13 protein-coding genes and 1 pseudogene are annotated in these 15854 nt (G+C 68.2%); 6 read left to right on the plus strand and 8 right to left on the minus strand.

Features of this window, described 5'->3' with window-relative positions:
• Nucleotides 1-144: 144 nt before the first annotated feature.
• The 6 genes from ACIPC1_RS05520 to ACIPC1_RS05545 form a co-directional block, all read right to left on the minus strand.
• Entirely contained in the window at nt 145-1563 is a 1419-nt protein-coding gene (locus ACIPC1_RS05520; RefSeq protein ID WP_402513524.1) for an NAD(P)/FAD-dependent oxidoreductase, read from the minus strand.
• A 114-nt stretch (nt 1564-1677) separates the two neighbouring features.
• Nucleotides 1678-2478, minus strand: a complete 801-nt coding sequence (locus ACIPC1_RS05525) for an ABC transporter permease (protein WP_402513525.1) — start codon at nt 2476-2478, stop codon at nt 1678-1680.
• On the minus strand, nt 2479-3402 hold the full coding sequence (locus ACIPC1_RS05530; protein ID WP_402513526.1) for an ABC transporter permease: 924 nt from the start codon (nt 3400-3402) through the stop codon (nt 2479-2481).
• On the minus strand, nt 3402-4553 hold the full coding sequence (locus ACIPC1_RS05535) for an ABC transporter ATP-binding protein (protein WP_402514801.1): 1152 nt from the start codon (nt 4551-4553) through the stop codon (nt 3402-3404). The genes ACIPC1_RS05530 and ACIPC1_RS05535 overlap by 1 nt, the downstream gene beginning before the upstream one ends.
• Nucleotides 4554-4558: 5 nt before the next feature.
• Complete coding sequence (locus ACIPC1_RS05540) at nt 4559-5806, minus strand: spermidine/putrescine ABC transporter substrate-binding protein (protein ID WP_402513528.1); 1248 nt, start codon at nt 5804-5806, stop codon at nt 4559-4561.
• 79 nt (nt 5807-5885) lie between these two features.
• Entirely contained in the window at nt 5886-7412 is a 1527-nt protein-coding gene (locus ACIPC1_RS05545) for a gamma-aminobutyraldehyde dehydrogenase (protein ID WP_402513530.1), read from the minus strand.
• Nucleotides 7413-7619: 207 nt separating this feature from the next.
• On the opposite strand from ACIPC1_RS05545, the gene ACIPC1_RS05550 reads away from it, so the two are divergent.
• Nucleotides 7620-8240 (plus strand): NADAR family protein, encoded by a 621-nt coding sequence (locus tag ACIPC1_RS05550; protein ID WP_402513531.1) that lies wholly within the window; start codon nt 7620-7622, stop codon nt 8238-8240.
• Nucleotides 8241-8534: 294 nt separating this feature from the next.
• Here ACIPC1_RS05550 and ACIPC1_RS05555 read toward each other — a convergent pair whose 3' ends face one another.
• Nucleotides 8535-9278, minus strand: a complete 744-nt coding sequence (locus ACIPC1_RS05555; protein WP_402513534.1) for a DUF4190 domain-containing protein — start codon at nt 9276-9278, stop codon at nt 8535-8537.
• 526 nt (nt 9279-9804) lie between these two features.
• On the opposite strand from ACIPC1_RS05555, the pseudogene ACIPC1_RS05560 reads away from it, so the two are divergent.
• From ACIPC1_RS05560 to ACIPC1_RS05580, 5 genes and pseudogenes are all read left to right on the plus strand, one after another.
• Nucleotides 9805-10895 (plus strand): annotated as a pseudogene (locus tag ACIPC1_RS05560) (adenosine deaminase).
• A gap of 72 nt (nt 10896-10967) precedes the next feature.
• Nucleotides 10968-11651, plus strand: a complete 684-nt coding sequence (locus ACIPC1_RS05565; protein WP_402513535.1) for a glycerophosphodiester phosphodiesterase — start codon at nt 10968-10970, stop codon at nt 11649-11651.
• A 503-nt stretch (nt 11652-12154) separates the two neighbouring features.
• Nucleotides 12155-12283 carry a hypothetical protein gene (locus ACIPC1_RS05570; RefSeq protein ID WP_402513536.1) on the plus strand — a complete coding sequence of 43 codons (129 nt, stop codon included), beginning with the start codon at nt 12155-12157 and terminating at the stop codon, nt 12281-12283.
• Nucleotides 12284-12381: 98 nt separating this feature from the next.
• Nucleotides 12382-13668: a YcaO-like family protein gene (locus tag ACIPC1_RS05575; RefSeq protein WP_402513539.1), complete on the plus strand. Its 1287-nt coding sequence runs from the start codon at nt 12382-12384 to the stop codon at nt 13666-13668.
• Nucleotides 13669-14172: 504 nt separating this feature from the next.
• Nucleotides 14173-15327 (plus strand): serine hydrolase domain-containing protein, encoded by a 1155-nt coding sequence (locus ACIPC1_RS05580; protein ID WP_402513541.1) that lies wholly within the window; start codon nt 14173-14175, stop codon nt 15325-15327.
• Here the strand turns inward: ACIPC1_RS05580 and ACIPC1_RS05585 are convergent.
• Nucleotides 15317-15847 (minus strand): hypothetical protein, encoded by a 531-nt coding sequence (locus ACIPC1_RS05585; RefSeq protein WP_402513543.1) that lies wholly within the window; start codon nt 15845-15847, stop codon nt 15317-15319. The genes ACIPC1_RS05580 and ACIPC1_RS05585 overlap by 11 nt on opposite strands.
• Nucleotides 15848-15854 lie beyond the last annotated feature (7 nt).

The raw sequence follows: 15854 nt of genomic DNA on the forward strand, positions 1-15854 counted from the left end.
CTCTCATGTCGACGCCGGTCGCGTCACAGGGGAGAGCGAGGTTCGGGCCGATCATTACGCGGGTTCTGAATAATTGTTGATAGTGAGCCGGGTCACAGTGTCCGAGCAGGGCGTACGCCGTGGATCCGCATCCCGCTGCACGGTTCAGCTGTCGAAGCCGAGCCCGAGCCTGTCCATGGTCTTCAGCCACAGATTGCGCCGCCCGCCGTGCGCATCGGCCCGCGCCAGCGACCACTTGGTGAGCGCGATGCCCGTCCAGGCGAAGGGCTCGGGCGGGAACGGCAGCGGCTTTTTGCGGACCATCTCCAGCTCGGTGCGTTCCGTACGTTCGCCCGCCAGCAGGTCGAGCATCACGTCCGCGCCGAACCGGGTGGCGCCCACGCCGAGCCCGGTGTAGCCGGCCGCGTAGGCGACCCTGCCCTGGTGCGCCGTACCGAAGAAGGCGGAGAAGCGCGAGCAGGTGTCGATCGCGCCGCCCCAGGTGTGGGTGAAGCGGACGCCCGCCAACTGCGGGAAGCAGGTGAAGAATTGGCCTGCGAGCTTCGCGTACGTCTCCGGCCGGTGGTCGTACTCGGCGCGCACCCGGCCGCCGTACGGGTAGATCGCGTCGTAGCCGCCCCACAGGATCCGGTTGTCGGCGGACAGCCGGAAGTAGTGGAACTGGTTCGCCGAATCCCCCAGTCCCTGGCGGTTCTTCCAGCCGATGGACGCCAACTGGTCGGCGCTCAGCGGCTCGGTCATCAGCGCGTAGTCGTAGACGGGGACGGTGTACGCGCGGACGCGCCTGACCAGGTTCGGGAAGATGTTCGTGCCGAGGGCCACGCGACGGGCACGGATCGAGCCGTACGGAGTGCGTACGGCCATTTCGGCGCCGTGCGGCTTCAGTTGGAGCGCCGGGGTGTGCTCGTACACGCGGACGCCGAGCTCCTGGCACGCCCGCTTGAGGCCCCAGGCGAGCTTGGCGGGGTGGAGCATGGCGACGCCGCGGCGGTCGTACAGACCGGCCAGGAATGTCGGTGAGTCGACTTGTTCCCGTACCGCTTCGGCGTCCAGGTACTCGGTGCCGTCCGCCAGGCCCTCGCGCCGCAACTCCTCGTGCCACTCACGCAGTTCGGCCGCCTGGTACGGCTCGGTGGCGACGTCGATCTCGCCGGTGCGCTCGAAGTCGCAGTCGAGGGAGTAGCGGGCGACGGCCGCCTCGATCTCGTCGAGGTTCCGGGCGCCCAGCTCCTCCAGTTTCCTGATCTCGTCCGGCCAGCGGGTGAGGCCGTTGGCCAGACCGTGAGTGAGGGAGGCTGCACAGAAGCCGCCGTTGCGGCCGGAGGCGGCCCAGCCCACCTCACGGCCCTCCACCAGGATCACCTCGCGCCGCGGGTCGCGCTCCTTGGCGAGGAGCGCGGTCCACAGTCCGCTGTAACCGCCGCCGACGACGAGCAGGTCGCAGGTCTCGGTGGTGGTGAGGGCGGGTTCGGGGTGGGGTTTGCCGGGGTCGTCCAGCCAGTAGGACACCGGCTGCGCGTCGGAAAGGGACTTGGTCCAACGGGTCATGGCGCTTGGGGCCATGATTTCAACTCCCTACAGGAATCTTGCGATTGCGCCTTTGTGTCTTTGTGTCTTTGCGTTTTTGTGTCTCTGTGTCTCTGTGTCTTTTACTCTAGTGCCTTTTGTCTTTTGCCTTTATGTCTTTTGCTTGCTACGGCGGTTGCTGATGACCATTCCGGACAGGACGAACACTACGGCGACGATGAACATGGCCGTACCGATGACATTGATCTGAACGGGTGTTCCGCGCTGTGCCGAGCCCCAGACGAACATGGGGAAGGTGACGGTCGAGCCGGCGTTGAAATTGGTGATGATGAAATCGTCGAAGGAGAGCGCGAAGGCGAGCAGCGCGCCCGCGGCGATTCCGGGGGCCGCGATGGGCAGGGTGACGCGGACGAAGGTCTGCACGGGTCCCGCGTACAGGTCCTGGGCCGCCTGCTCCAGACGCGGGTCCATCGACATGACGCGTGCCTTGACGGCCGTCACGACGAAGCTGAGGCAGAACATGATGTGGGCGATCAGGATCGTCCAGAACCCCAACTGTGCACCCATGTTGAGGAAGAGGGTGAGCAGTGAGGCGGCCATCACGACCTCGGGCATCGCCATCGGCAGGAAGATCAGCGAGTTGACGGCGCCGCGCGCGCGGAAGCGGTAGCGGACCAGGGCGAAGGCGATCATGGTGCCGAGGACGGTGGCGCCGAGCGTCGCCCATACGGCGATCTGGAGACTGAGCGAGAGCGAGCCGCACATGTCGGCGACGCCGCACGGGTCGGTCCAGGCGTCCGTGGAGAAGTTCTGCCACTCGTAATTGAAGCGCCCCTTCGGTTTGTTGAAGGAGAACACCGTGACGACGACGTTCGGCAGAAGCAGATATCCGAGTGTCAGCAGTCCCCCGATGACGACGAGATGCCTCTTGAACCAGCGTACGAAGGCCATTTAAACCAGATCCTCCGTCCCGGACTTGCGAATGTAGAGCGTGACCATAATGAGGATCGCGGCCATGAGAATGAAGGAGAGTGCCGCCGCCGTCGGATAGTCGAGAATCCTCAGGAACTGGGTCTGGATGACGTTGCCGACCATCCGGGTGTCCGTGGAGCCGAGCAGATCGGCGTTCACGTAGTCGCCGCTGGCCGGGATGAAGGTCAGCAGCGTGCCGGAGACGACACCGGGCATCGACAGCGGGAAGGTGACCTTCCTGAAGGTCGTGAACGGCTTCGCGTACAGGTCGCCGGCCGCCTCGTGGAGCCGTCCGTCGATGCGTTCGAGTGAGGTGTAGAGCGGCAGGATCATGAACGGCAGGAAGTTGTACGTGAGACCGCAGATCACCGCGAGGGGTGTGGCCAGGACGCGGTCACCGGCCGTGATGCCGAGCCAGCTGGTGACGTCCAGGATGTGCAGCGAGTTGAGGGTGGCGACGACCGGGCCGCCGTCCGCGAGGATCGTCTTCCAGGCGAGCGTGCGGATCAGGAAACTGGTGAAGAACGGCGCGATGACCAGGATGAGGACGACGTTGCGCCAGCGCCCCGCGCGGAAGGCGATGAGGTACGCGAGCGGGTAGCCGAGGACCAGGCACAGGATGGTCGCGGAGCCCGCGTAGAGCACCGAGCGCAGGAACTGCGGCCAGTAGTCCGCCAGCGCGTTCCAGTAAGTCGCGAAGTGCCAGGTGACCTTGTAGCCGTCCTCCAGGGAGCCCGTCTGCACGGACGTGGAGGCCTGGTAGACCATCGGCAGCGCGAAGAACACCAGCAGCCAGAGGATGCCGGGCAGCAGCAGCCAGTACGGGGTGAGACGGCCGCGTCTGCGGGGCGGCTTCTCTGCCGGTTGCGGCGCGAGGGGTGGCGCCTCGGTGACGGTGGCCATCAGGCGGCCTCCTCGTCGACTGTTTCCACGCCCGCGTCGATGTCCTGGGCCGCGTCCAGGCCGAAGGTGTGCGCCGGGCTCCAGTGCAGGACGACGTCGGTGCCGGGCGTGAGCCGGGGGTCGCGGTCGATGTTCTGGGCGTAGACCTCGAACTCGGGGCAGACGGCGCTGTCGATGACGTACTGCGTGGAGACGCCGATGAAGCTGGAGTCGGCGATCTTGCCGGTGATCCGGTTGCGTCCGGCCGGGATCTCGCCCGCGTCGTCGGCGTGCGTGAGCGAGATCTTCTCCGGGCGCACGCCCACCAGCACCTTGCCGCCGGTCGTCGTGGGCGCGGAACATCGCGCCGCGGGCAGCAGGAGCTTGCCGCCGCCCGCCTTGAGGACGATCTCGTCGCCACTCCTGGAGTCGACCTCGGCCTCGATGAGGTTGGAGGTGCCGAGGAAGTTGGCGACGAACGTGGTGTTCGGGTTCTCGTAGAGGTCGGCGGGCGAGCCGAGCTGCTCGACACGGCCCGCGTTCATCACGGCGACCGTGTCGGCCATCGTCATGGCCTCCTCCTGGTCGTGCGTGACGTGCACGAACGTGATGCCGACTTCGGTCTGGATGCGCTTGAGCTCCAGCTGCATCTGGCGGCGCAGCTTGAGGTCGAGGGCGCCGAGCGGTTCGTCGAGGAGCAGCACCTTGGGGGTGTTGATCAGCGCGCGGGCCACGGCGACACGCTGCTGCTGGCCGCCGGAGAGCTGGTGCGGCTTCTTACGGGCCTGCTCGCCGAGCTGTACGAGCTCCAGCATGTCCTCGACCTGCTTCTTCACCGACTTGATGCCGCGCCTGCGCAGCCCGAAGGCGACGTTCTCGAAGATGTCGAGGTGCGGGAAGAGCGCGTAGGACTGGAAGACGGTGTTCACGGGGCGCTTGTAGGGCGGCAGGTTCGTCACGTCCTGCTCCCCCAGGTGCACGGTCCCCGAAGTGGGCTCCTCCAGGCCGGCGATCATGCGGAGGGTGGTCGTCTTGCCGCAGCCCGACGCCCCCAGGAGGGCGAAGAACGATCCCTGCGGCACGGTCAGGTCGAGCGGGTGTACGGCCGTGAAGGCGCCGTACGTCTTGCTGATCCCGGAGAGGCGGACATCGCCGCTGTTGTCTGTCGTCATCATGGTCACGCCCCTGTGAGCTTCGCGAACTTCTCTTCGTAGGCCGTCTCTTCCTTGCTGCTGAGCAGGCGGAAGGCGTGCGACCTGGCGGCCATGGCCTGGTCGGGAATGATCAGCGGGTTGTTCGCCGCATCCTTGTCGATCTTCTCCAGATACGGCTTCACGCCGTCGACCGGACAGACGTAGTTGATGTAGGCGGCGAGTTCGGCGGCCGGCTCGGGCTCGTAGTAGTAGTCCATGAGCCGCTCGGCGTTCGTCTTGTGGCGCGCCTTGTTGGGGATCAGCATGTTGTCGGTCGAGGTGATGTAGCCGCTGTCCGGGATGACGAAGTCGACGTCCGGGCTGTCCGCCTTCAGCTGGACGACGTCACCGGCCCAGGCGATACAGGCCGCGAAGTTGCCGCTGGTGATGTCGGACGTGTAGTCGTTGCCGGTGAAGCGGCGGATCTGGCCCTTGTCGACGGCCTTCTGGAGACGGGCGATCGCCGCGTCGAAGTCGTCGTCCGTGAAACTGGACGGGTCCTTGCCCAGGTCGAGCAGCGTCATACCGATGCTGTCGCGCATCTCCGTCAGGAAGCCGATGCGCCCCTTGAGCTTGGGGTTGTCGAGCATGTCGGAGACCGACTTCACCTCGATGCCGTCGAGCGCCTTCTTGTTGTAGGCGATGACGGTCGAGATGCCCTGCCAGGGATAGGAGTAGGCACGTCCGGGGTCCCAGTCGGGGTTGCGGAACTGCTGCGACAGGTTGGTGTAGGCGTGCGGCAGATTGGACGGGTCCAGTTTCTGGACCCATCCGAGGCTGATCAGTCGGCCGGCCAGCCAGTCGGTGAGGACGATGATGTCGCGGCCGGTGTCCTGGCCCGCGGCGAGCTGCGGCTTGATCTTGCCGAAGAACTCGGCGTTGTCGTTGATGTCCTCGGTGTACTTGACCGTGATGCCGGTCTGCTTGGTGAAGGCGTCCAGCGTGGGGTGGTGCTTCTCGCTCTCGTCGACATCCATGTACTCGGTCCAGTTGGAGAAGTTGATCGTCTTCTCCTTGGCCGAGAGGTCGTCGGCGGAGACACCGCCCTGGGTCTTGCCGGCCGCGGGGATCCCGCAGGCGCTCAGCGCCCCGAGTCCGCCGATGGCGAGCGCACCGCCCGCCGAGGCGCGCAGCAGTGAACGGCGGCCGAGAGAGGCCCTGCCGTTCCTGAGGCTGCGCCGCATGGCGGCCAGTTGGACCGGGGACAGGCGTTCGGGCTCGTACTGCTCCATGATCCTGGTGCCCTTTCGGAAGGGTCGCGGCCGTGGTCGCGGCCTGGTCTGCCACTCGGCGCGGGCCGACGTGAATCGGCTAGCTCCGGTCCCCGAAGATCGTGCGGTGCCAGTCCTTCTCGGCAACCCCAGTGTTGTCGAACATGACGTGCTTGATCTGTGTGTACTCCTCGAACGAGTACGCGGACATGTCCTTGCCGAAGCCGGACGCCTTGTATCCGCCGTGCGGCATCTCGCTGATGATCGGAATGTGGTCGTTGATCCAGACGCAACCCGCCTTGATCTCGCGGGTCGCGCGGTTGGCGCGGTAGACGTCACGGCTCCAGGCGGAGGCGGCGAGTCCGTACGGCGTGTCGTTGGCCAGCGCGATGCCCTCGTCGTCGGTGTCGAAGGGCAGCACGACGAGCACGGGCCCGAAGATCTCGGACTGCACGATCTCGCTGTCCTGGGAGGCGTCGGCGACAAGGGTGGGCATGTAGTAGGCGCCGCTCTTGAGGTCGCCCTGCGGGACCGCTCCGCCGGCGACCACGCGCGCGTAGGAGCGCGCACGGTCGACGAATCCGGCGACGCGGTCGCGCTGGGTGTGCGAGATCAACGGTCCGAGATCGGTGTCCGGCGCGAAGGGGTCACCCACGCGGACACGCGCCATGAGGTCGGCCGTTTGGGAAACGAACGCTTCATAGAGAGGCCTCTGCACGTACGCGCGCGTGGCGGCCGTGCAGTCCTGCCCGGAGTTGATGAGCGAACCGGCGACGGCGCCGTTGACGGCGGCGTCGAGATCCGCGTCGTCGAAGACCACGAAGGGCGCCTTGCCGCCCAGCTCCAGATGAAGCCGCTTGACGGTCGAGGTGGCGATCTCCGCGACCCGCTTGCCGACGGCGGTCGAACCGGTGAAGGAGGTCATGACGACGTCGGGGTGGCCGACGAGATGCTCACCAACATCCTTTCCCGCTCCCGTGACGATGTTGATGACACCGTCGGGGATGCCCGCCACCGTGGCTGCCTCGGCGAAGAGCAGGGAGGTGAGCGGGGTGAGTTCGGCGGGCTTCAGGACGATCGTGTTACCGGCCGCGATCGCCGGGAGGATCTTCCAGGCAGCCATCTGGAGGGGGTAGTTCCAGGGCGCGATGGAGCCGACGACACCGATGGGTTCACGGCGTACGTACGAGGTGTGGTCGCCGGAGTACTCGCCCGCGGACTGGCCCTGTAGGTGGCGGGCCGCGCCCGCGAAGAACGCGGTGTTGTCGATGGTCCCCGGGACGTCGAACTCCCGGGTGAGCTTGAGCGGCTTGCCGCACTGCAAGGACTCGGCATCGGCGAACTCCCCGGCGCGGTCGGCGAGCACGGCCGCGAAGCGGTGCAGCGCGTCGGAGCGCTCGCCGGGGGTGGCGCGGGACCAGCCGGGGAACGCCGCGCGGGCGGCCGCGACAGCGGCGTCCACGTCGGCGGTGCCCGCGAGCTCGTACGTGTAGATCTCCTCGCCCGTGGCCGGGTCGACGACCGCGAACGTACGGCCGGAGGTGCCCTTGGTCAGTCGGCCCGCGATGTACTGCGCGCCGTCCGCGAAGCGGTCCTGCGCCTGGAAGCGATGGCCCGGATTGTGCATGTCGCTCTCCTCCGCCACCCTCCCCGTCCTGCGGGGGTCGGCGTAGCTCCAGCTCGATTTGAGTGCCGATCCTGGCAGAGCAAGGGGACTCCAACAAGTGATTCCGTTGTTGCCTTTTGGTTACGCGACGGAATCTGTCGACCAGGTGTCGAGTCCCCTTGGAAAAGGCAGGACGGATTGTCAGTGGTGGATGCCAGACTCGCGTGCATGGGGAAGATCGATTCACGGGACGCGCTGGTCAGCAAGGTCCGCTCGGGGGCGAGGGTGAAGTACCTGCACTTCTGGGGGCACCGGCCGAGTCGGGACGGTCAGGTGAGCGCGAGCTGTCTGAGCCAGTGGTGGCCGTCGCCGTTCACCGTGGACGGCGTGGCATACGCGACGGCCGAGCACTGGATGATGGCGAGCAAGGCGCGGCTCTTCGGGGACCCGGAGGCGGAGCGGCGCGCTGTCGAGGCGCCGAGTCCGGCGGTGGCCAAGAAGGCGGGGCGGCTCGTGCGCGGTTTCGACGACGCCGTGTGGGAGCGCGAGCGCTTCGCGATCGTGGTCGAGGGCACCGTCCACAAGTTCGCCGCGCATCCCGAGCTGCGGGAGTTTCTGCTGGGCACGGGCGAGCGGGTCCTCGTCGAGGCCAGCCCGATGGACCGGGTATGGGGGATCGGGCTGGCGGCCGACGACGAGCGGGCGACGGATCCGGGGCGGTGGCGGGGCCTGAATCTGCTGGGGTTCGCGTTGATGGAGGCCCGGGGGCGGCTCCGGGGGGCGGTCGAGGACGGTGGGGAGATATCCGGCGGAGTCGCCCGGGGAGGGCTTGGTTCGCCGGGCTGCTAGGTCCTGTCGTCACATTCCCGTCGTCGCCCGGAGGGCGGCCTCGCGGCGTCAGGTGCGTGCATGGCGTCGCGAGGCAGACGGGAATGTGACGACAGGGCCTAGGGGGCTCGGAGGGTGTTGGCCCGCGGGGCGGCTGGCGGACTCGGGCCGTCTTGGTCCGCGGGGCTGCCGAGCAGGGCGGGTGAAGTCCGCTGCGGTTCGGCATCGCCCTGAAGGGGCGCGGGGAACTGCGCGACCAGCCACGATGGTGCCGCAGACGATCGACGGCACATCCCCGCACTTCCGGCGGAGCACTTAGCGGAGCTGCTCCAGGACAAATGACGTGGAGAAGCCGTCGCCGTCCGTGCCCGAGTCGATTTCGGATGCGCTGTCGTCCGCGAAGGCGACGATGAACACGACCAGCGCGATGGCCAGGACGATGCCGACCGCTCCGCAGATGATCCCGGCCAGCGCCTGGCCCGGGTTCGTCGCCTCGCCACGAGCTGCTTTGCGGCGGCCGATCGCACCGAAGACCACACCGAGGATCCCCATCACGAACGTCAGCGGCCACACGCAGAACAGGGCCGCCGAGGCGATGCCGAGTATCAGCGCGGCGGTGCCCATGCCGTTGCTCGGCGCCATGGGCATGGCGGGCCAGCCGCCATAGCCGGGGGCGCCCGGGTAGTAGGGCTGCTGCGGCGGGTGGGACGGGTAGCCGTACGGGTACGGAGGCGGCTGGCCGGGTCCCCCAGGAGCGAAGGGGGGAGGAGGGGCGGGCTGTCCGGGGGCGGGCTGAGGGTAGAAGGCGTGCTGGGGATAGGGGATGTGAGCGGCAGGGGGTGCGAAGGGGTTGTCCCAGGACGGGGGGACGGGGGCGCCTGCGCCGGGTGGGGCGGGTGTGGCCGGCGTTCCCGCGCCTGGGAACGACGTGACCGTCCGCTGGTCGTGCACGGGAGCGGGTGCGGCCCCCGTGGCACCGTTCTCCCGGAAGGGAGCCTTGTCCTCCGGGGCCGCCCAGGGGTTCGGCTCGGGGTTCGGCTCGGCCGCGGGCTTATCCAAGGGGACCTTGGGAGCATCCGAGGGGACCTTCGGAGCAGGAGCGGCAGCCTCGGATGCGGAGCCCGAAGGGTGACCCCCCGGTGACGTCGCATCGGGCAGCGGTCCGGCCCCCTGCGCCGACTCACCCGACGGGACCCCCGAGGCGGGAGCGGCAGCCTCAGGCACCGAACCAGGCGCCCGGTTCGCCCACGGCGTCGCGTCGGACGGCAGTGGGCTCCCCTCCACCGACTCACCCGACGGAACCCCCGCAGCAGGAGTAACAGCCGCAGGTGCGGAATCCGACGGCTGGTCTCCCGGTGACGTCGCGGCGGATCGCGGTGGCGGGGTTGCCTCTCCCCCGGAAGCCCACGCGGCCGCGGCCGCGTCCTGTGGTGCTCCCGGCGTCTGCGCGTCCTCGGACATGCGTAGGGTCCCCCTCCGTCGTACGTTCCGTCATGCTACGGCCCGAGCCTGTACCAGATGGGCCGCCGCCTACGATGATCCCTGAACCACCGATCAGCCGATCACCCGCGTCCCATCTACCGCGTTGCAGGGACGCCGTTCCGGGGAGGAACCTTGACCGACCACCACACCCCACGCGATGCCGCCCGTCATCCGCACGCCTTCATCGCCGGGCTGCCCAAGGCCGAACTGCACGTGCACCACGTCGGCTCAGCCTCCCCCCGTATCGTGTCCACGCTGGCCGCCCGGCATCCCGATTCCAAGGTGCCGACCGACCCCGAGGCCCTCGCGGACTACTTCACCTTCACGGACTTCGCCCACTTCATCGACGTGTATCTGTCCGTCGTCGACCTGATCCGCACCCCGGAGGACGTCCGGCTGCTGACGTACGAGGTCGCGCGGGACATGGCCCGCCAGCAGGTCCGTTACGCCGAGCTGACCATCACCCCGTTCTCCTCCACCCGCCGTGGCATCGACGAGCGCGCCTTCATGGACGCGATCGAGGACGCCCGCAAGGCGGCGGAGGCCGAGCTCGGTGTCGTACTGCGCTGGTGCTTCGACATCCCCGGTGAGGCGGGCCTCGAAGCCGCCGAGGAGACGGTACGGCTCGCCACCGATGACCGGCTGCGCCCCGAGGGGCTTGTCTCCTTCGGACTCGGCGGACCCGAGATCGGCGTACCGCGACCGCAGTTCAAGCCGTACTTCGACCGCGCGATCGCGGCCGGCCTGCGCTCCGTGCCGCACGCGGGCGAGACGACGGGCCCTGAGACGGTCTGGGACGCGCTGAACGACCTGCGCGCCGACCGTATCGGCCACGGCACCAGCTCCGTCCAGGATCCGAAGCTGCTCGCGCACCTCGCCGAACACCGGGTCGCCCTGGAGGTCTGCCCGACCTCCAACATCGCGACCCGCGCGGTCCGCACGCTCGACGAGCACCCCATCAAGGAGTTCACCCGGGCCGGGGTCCTGGTGACCATCAACTCCGACGACCCGCCGATGTTCGGCACCGACCTGAACAACGAGTACGCGGTCGCCGCCCGTCTCCTCGACCTCGACGAACTCGGCCTCGCCGCACTCGCCAAGAACGCCGTCGAGGCGTCGTTCCTCGACGCGCCCGGCAAGGCGAAACTCGCCGAGGAGATCGACACGTACGCCTCGGCGTGGCTCACGCCCTGACCCACCCACCCGTCACCCGGCCACCACGCCTCAACGAGCCGCTTCGCGGCGCCGAACCTTCACAATGGGGCCATGCGCACCGTGACTGCCGTGGCCCATCGCGGCGACCCCTACCGCGTCCGCGAGAACACGATCGACTCGCTGCGTTCCGCGCTCCGACTGGGCGCGGACGCGGTCGAGATCGACGTACGGCTCACCCGTGACGGCGTCCCCGTCCTCCTGCACGACTCGACGCTGAAGCGGCTGTGGGACCACGACCGGCCGCTCGGCTCGCTCTCCTCGGACGAGGTGCGCGGGCTCACGGGTGGCGGAGTGCCGACACTGGCGGACGCGCTGGCCGCGACCGGGGACGGCCGGATGATGGTCGACCTGCCGGGCGCGCCCGACGCCGGGGCGGTACGCCGGATTGTGGACGTCATCCGTGACTGCGGCGCGGAGGAACGGGTGTACTACTGCTCGGGCGCCGCGGCCATGCTCGCCGTGCGCGCCGCCGACTCCGCAGCGGAGATCGCGCTCACCTGGACGACGTCGGCGCCGCCGCGGCCCGCCCTCCTCGACGCGGTGCGCCCCCGCTGGCTCAACTACCGCTTCAGCCTGGTCGACCGCGACCTCACCGCGCGCGTCCACCGCGACGGCTACCTGCTGTCGGTCTGGACGCCCGACACCCGGCGCTCCATGCGGAGACTCCTCGATCTCGGCGTCGACTCGATCACGACGAACCGGATCGACACGTTGTGCGCCCTGCGCAAGGGGTAGTGGCCCCGCCCTTGCTCTCCGCCCAACTCCCCTAGCGGTGCGATCTCCTGGGCGTCCGTTCCTCCCCCACCCACAGCCCGATCAGCAGCTCACCGCTGTCTCCAGCATGCCCGCCGGTCCAACCCGCCTCTGTTCCGGGCAGCGATCCGGCCATCCATAGGAGGGGAGGAGGTAGGAGGCAGGAGCCAATTTCGGACACGAGCCGATGAATCAGAATTAATGAACGGATGAGCCCAGTCTCATCCGGCCGCGTCGGCGCGGGCGCAAATCGGGGCACGCCGAAAGGAACTTGGTGCAACCATTCCTTTCGCATGGGCGGACCATGTGCAGATCAACTCCATTGATGAAAAGGGGAGTTGGCCAGCATTCAGGCGGCGAAGAGGTGACGGGTCGGCAAGACTTCATTCATCGCAGCGAGCGACTTATCGCCACTCACTGCGAGGCACCCGAGATCGGCGCGCCGACCTGTGGGCCGGTGCGCCGCCAAATGAATGGAGAACACCATGGGCTTCATCGGTGAAAAGTACGGATTCAGCCCGGAGGAGACCATTCTGTCCGCCAGCGAGACCAAGGCGCTTGCCGAGCTCGCCGACGAGACGCCGGACGGAGTGGAGGACGTCGAGAACGCCTGACGCCTCCGCCCGGTAGCAGTCGAATGAACGCCGCGGCCCGGGACTATTCTTCCGGGCCGCGGTTTCGTCTCCGTTTCCGAACGAGGAGAGAAATCCACATGGGAAAGAGCTCTTCCATTTCTGCTGCTGAGCGACAGTGCGGCGAACGTGCCCTCGCCCTTGCCGAGGCTTTCGACGCCAGCATGCGCGCCGTCTCCGGCCTGGGCCTGACCGCTCGCCTTGAGGCCGTCACCGACGCGGATCCGGGGGCATGGCTCTGCACCCTGCACCGCGGACAGGACATAGCGCACGGCGCCTTGGGCATGGGCAAGGGCCACACTGAAGAGTCACGCGTGGGCGCTGTCTTCGAGGCGCTGGAACACCACCTCAGCGGAGTCGACCGGCTGACGGCCGACGACCTGACGCTGCGCTCGGCGTACGAAGTGGCGACCGGAGAATCGGCACGGGACAAGGCTGTCGCCCTGCTGACCGAAGGGCCGGACGAGCCGCTGGCATGCCTGTCGTACGACGCGCTGACAGGCGGCCCGAGCATCTGGATACCGCTGTTCCTCTCGGTACCCGACTACCTCGAAGACCACTCCGCCGCTCTGCGCACCGCGGTCGGCGACGACTACCCCTATGTGTCAGTGGGGCGGTACTCCGTGAACAGCGGGTGGGCAGGAGGCTCCGACGTCACGGAAGCATCCGTCCACGGGCTGAACGAGATCATCGAACGCGACGCCCTCTCCCTCTTGCTGGTGGACCAGTTCCTCTCCCGTCGGCCCGGGCCCCTGCGCGTGCTCGACCCCGCGACGCTGCCGCAGGACCTGACCGAGCTGCTGGCAGCCGCGGAGGCGATGACCGGACAGCGCGTCTGGATCATCGACATGACGACGGATGTGGAAGTACCCGCGTACACGGCCTACGTGCAGCCCGCACCGGGCGAGCCCTCCCACGTCCGGGGCTGCGGCGCATCCCTGTCCCGCAGTTACGCGATCGAACGGTCGCTCACCGAACTGATCCAGCAGTACCTGGGCGCACCCCTGAAAGACCGCCTCGCCGACCAGTTGCCCACACGGCGAATCAAGACAGGCGGCCATCCCCGGCTGCACGCCTGCTACCTCGCGGACTTCGCCGAGCCCTTGAAGGAACGGACCGAGTACGTCGCGTTCCAGGACACCGAGGCTCCCGGCTCACCGCAAGGGCACCTGGACCACCTGCTGGACGTACTGACCCAGCGAGGCTGCGCTGTCTACCGCCGGGAGCAGTACGTGACCGACGACGTTGCCGTGGTGAACCTCTTTGTGCCCGGCATGGAGCGCTTCGCCATCATCACGGACGGAAACCTCGTCCTCCCCGGCGAGCGCGGCACCGCCCTGCTCCACGACATGCAGGCCGCCCGCTGACCACGCGACGCCCACGGCCCTTTCGCTCGCACCGGGCGAAGGGGCCGAAGGCCCGCGTGAACATGGCCCGGTGAGCAGGTCGGCGTGGGCGCTTCGTGCTTGTCCGTTTCCGGCGCACGGCCCACGGCGCGCGCCCCACGGCCCACGGCCCACGGCCCACGGCGCCAAGCCGGTTCGGGGCTCCGCGTGCGTGTATGCATGTGCCTTGCCCTGTGCATCGGCATCGGCATCGGTGCGGACGGCCTGGAAGATCCGGTCCCAGTGGCGCCCGTTGACCACCGGCGGTGGCGTTCGTCGACCGTCTTCAAGCGGCCGGCATGGCGCTCACATGATTCGCCGGACGGAACCCAGTCAGGGGTAGTCCCTGACAACACCCTTACTTCATAAAGCAGTTACTCGGGGTCGCCATCAGGGCCAGGGCCCTCCTCACTGAGGATCCCCCCAGCCTCGGACAGTCGCAGGATGATCACGGACGTCCGTCGACCCCGGCCCCAGGAGCAGTTCATGCGTACATGCGCCCGCACCGTCACCGCCGCCACCCTCGTCCTGGGCCTGGCGGCAGGCCCACTGGCCGTCCCCGCCTTCGCGTCCCCCGCCGGGGTCACCCGGTCCACCACCGCGGGTCCGGACGCGGATGCCCTGGCCGCCGCGCTCGCCGGGCTGCCGGACTCCGACGCGACGGCCGCGCTCGTACGGGTCGGGGGCACCGACGGGAGTTGGCGCGGGAATGCCGGGGTGCACGATCTCGAAAGCGGCTCGGCGGCGGACCCGAACGGGCTGTTCCGGGCCGGTTCGACGACGAAGGTGGTCACGGCGGCGGTGGTGCTCCAGCTCGTGGCGGAGGGAAAGGCAGACCTCGGCCGACCCGTCCGGGACTACCTTCCGGACCTGGTCCCGGCGGCGTACGAGACCGTCACCGCCCGGCAGTTGCTGAACCACACCAGCGGCATCCCGGCCGCCGACCTCCCCGGCGACAACTTCGAGGAGGTGTACGCGCACCGCTTCGACCTCCACACACCCCAGGAGATGCTCGCCTCGGCCACCGCCAAGGAGCGCGAGTTCATGCCGGGCACCCAGCAGCACTACCTCAACATCAACTACACCGTGCTCGCACTGCTGGTAGAACGGCTCACCGGTCACTCGTACGAGCAGGAAGCGGCACGCCGGATCTTCGAACCGCTGGGGATGCGGCACACGTACTTCCCCGGCACCGACCCGACCATCAACGGGCCGCACAACCACGGCTACCAGAGCGTCCCGCACGCCGACGGCACGACCGAGTTGCGTGATGTCACCGTGTGGGGCGCGACGGACGCCTGGGCGGCGGGCGACATGATCTCCACGACGGTGGATCTGGAGCGGTTCCTGAAGGGCCTTTTCCGTGGACAGGTGGTGCCGCAAAGGCAGTTGAAGGAGATGTTCACGGTTCCCGCCGACGTCCCCGGGGCCACGATGAGCGCGGGTCTCGAACGGTATGTCGCCGGGGACGGCACGGAGTTGTGGCTGAAGTCGGGCGGTCGCTGGGGCTACACCACGATCATCGCCGCCACCCGCGATCTGTCCCGGACCCTCGTCTACTCCGTCAACTCGACCGACGCGAAGGGGCAAGGGATGAATCCGGTCGCCGAGCGCATCGTGCGGGCGACGTTCACGTGGTGACGGCGGCCGCCGTCGGAGGTGCGACGGCGGTGAGCGCCTCCAAGCGCTTGATCATTCTGCGTACCGCGTACAGCGGGATCACCCCGATGATCCCGAACGACATGTCGACGACCGTCCACCACAAGGGGATTCCCCGGATCGGCCCGCAGATCAGTGCGAGCGGGATGATCCCGGCGCAGGCGATCATGCCGAACTCGACGACCCAGATGTTGCGTACGGGGTCGCGGTAGGGCCCGTAGAACGCGACCGCGATCACCAGATGCGCGAACGCCAGCCAGTCCGTGCCGTACAGCACGAAGGGGTACTCCGCGTCGGTGGCGTCGAGTCCCTGGCGCACCCGCTCGATCCAGTCCATCAGACCGGGAAGGTGGTGGGGCACGGACAGTGCCCTCAACACCTCCTCGGTCCAGCGCAGTTCGTGCACCAGGGGGAAGGCCGTGGCCCCGCTGAGCACCAGGCAGACGACGAAGAGGCCCAACCACGCACGGATGCCCTTCAGAAGGGCGGATCTGTCGCTCATGACAGGA

The sequence above is a fragment of the Streptomyces sp. NPDC087263 genome (genome assembly GCF_044744645.1).
GTDB lineage: Bacteria > Actinomycetota > Actinomycetes > Streptomycetales > Streptomycetaceae > Streptomyces.

Excerpts from the sequence above, each read along its gene's own strand:
- ACIPC1_RS05520 (WP_402513524.1), bottom strand. The coding sequence starts at position 1,563 with ATGGCCCCAAGCGCCATGACCCGTTGGACCAAGTCCCTTTCCGACGCG.
- ACIPC1_RS05525 (WP_402513525.1), bottom strand. The coding sequence starts at position 2,478 with ATGGCCTTCGTACGCTGGTTCAAGAGGCATCTCGTCGTCATCGGGGGA.
- ACIPC1_RS05530 (WP_402513526.1), bottom strand. The coding sequence starts at position 3,402 with ATGGCCACCGTCACCGAGGCGCCACCCCTCGCGCCGCAACCGGCAGAG.
- ACIPC1_RS05535 (WP_402514801.1), bottom strand. The coding sequence starts at position 4,553 with ATGACGACAGACAACAGCGGCGATGTCCGCCTCTCCGGGATCAGCAAG.
- ACIPC1_RS05540 (WP_402513528.1), bottom strand. The coding sequence starts at position 5,806 with ATGGAGCAGTACGAGCCCGAACGCCTGTCCCCGGTCCAACTGGCCGCC.
- ACIPC1_RS05545 (WP_402513530.1), bottom strand. The coding sequence starts at position 7,412 with ATGCACAATCCGGGCCATCGCTTCCAGGCGCAGGACCGCTTCGCGGAC.
- ACIPC1_RS05550 (WP_402513531.1), top strand. The coding sequence starts at position 7,620 with ATGGGGAAGATCGATTCACGGGACGCGCTGGTCAGCAAGGTCCGCTCG.
- ACIPC1_RS05565 (WP_402513535.1), top strand. The coding sequence starts at position 10,968 with ATGCGCACCGTGACTGCCGTGGCCCATCGCGGCGACCCCTACCGCGTC.
- ACIPC1_RS05570 (WP_402513536.1), top strand. The coding sequence starts at position 12,155 with ATGGGCTTCATCGGTGAAAAGTACGGATTCAGCCCGGAGGAGACCATT.
- ACIPC1_RS05575 (WP_402513539.1), top strand. The coding sequence starts at position 12,382 with ATGGGAAAGAGCTCTTCCATTTCTGCTGCTGAGCGACAGTGCGGCGAA.
- ACIPC1_RS05580 (WP_402513541.1), top strand. The coding sequence starts at position 14,173 with ATGCGTACATGCGCCCGCACCGTCACCGCCGCCACCCTCGTCCTGGGC.
- ACIPC1_RS05585 (WP_402513543.1), bottom strand. The coding sequence starts at position 15,847 with ATGAGCGACAGATCCGCCCTTCTGAAGGGCATCCGTGCGTGGTTGGGC.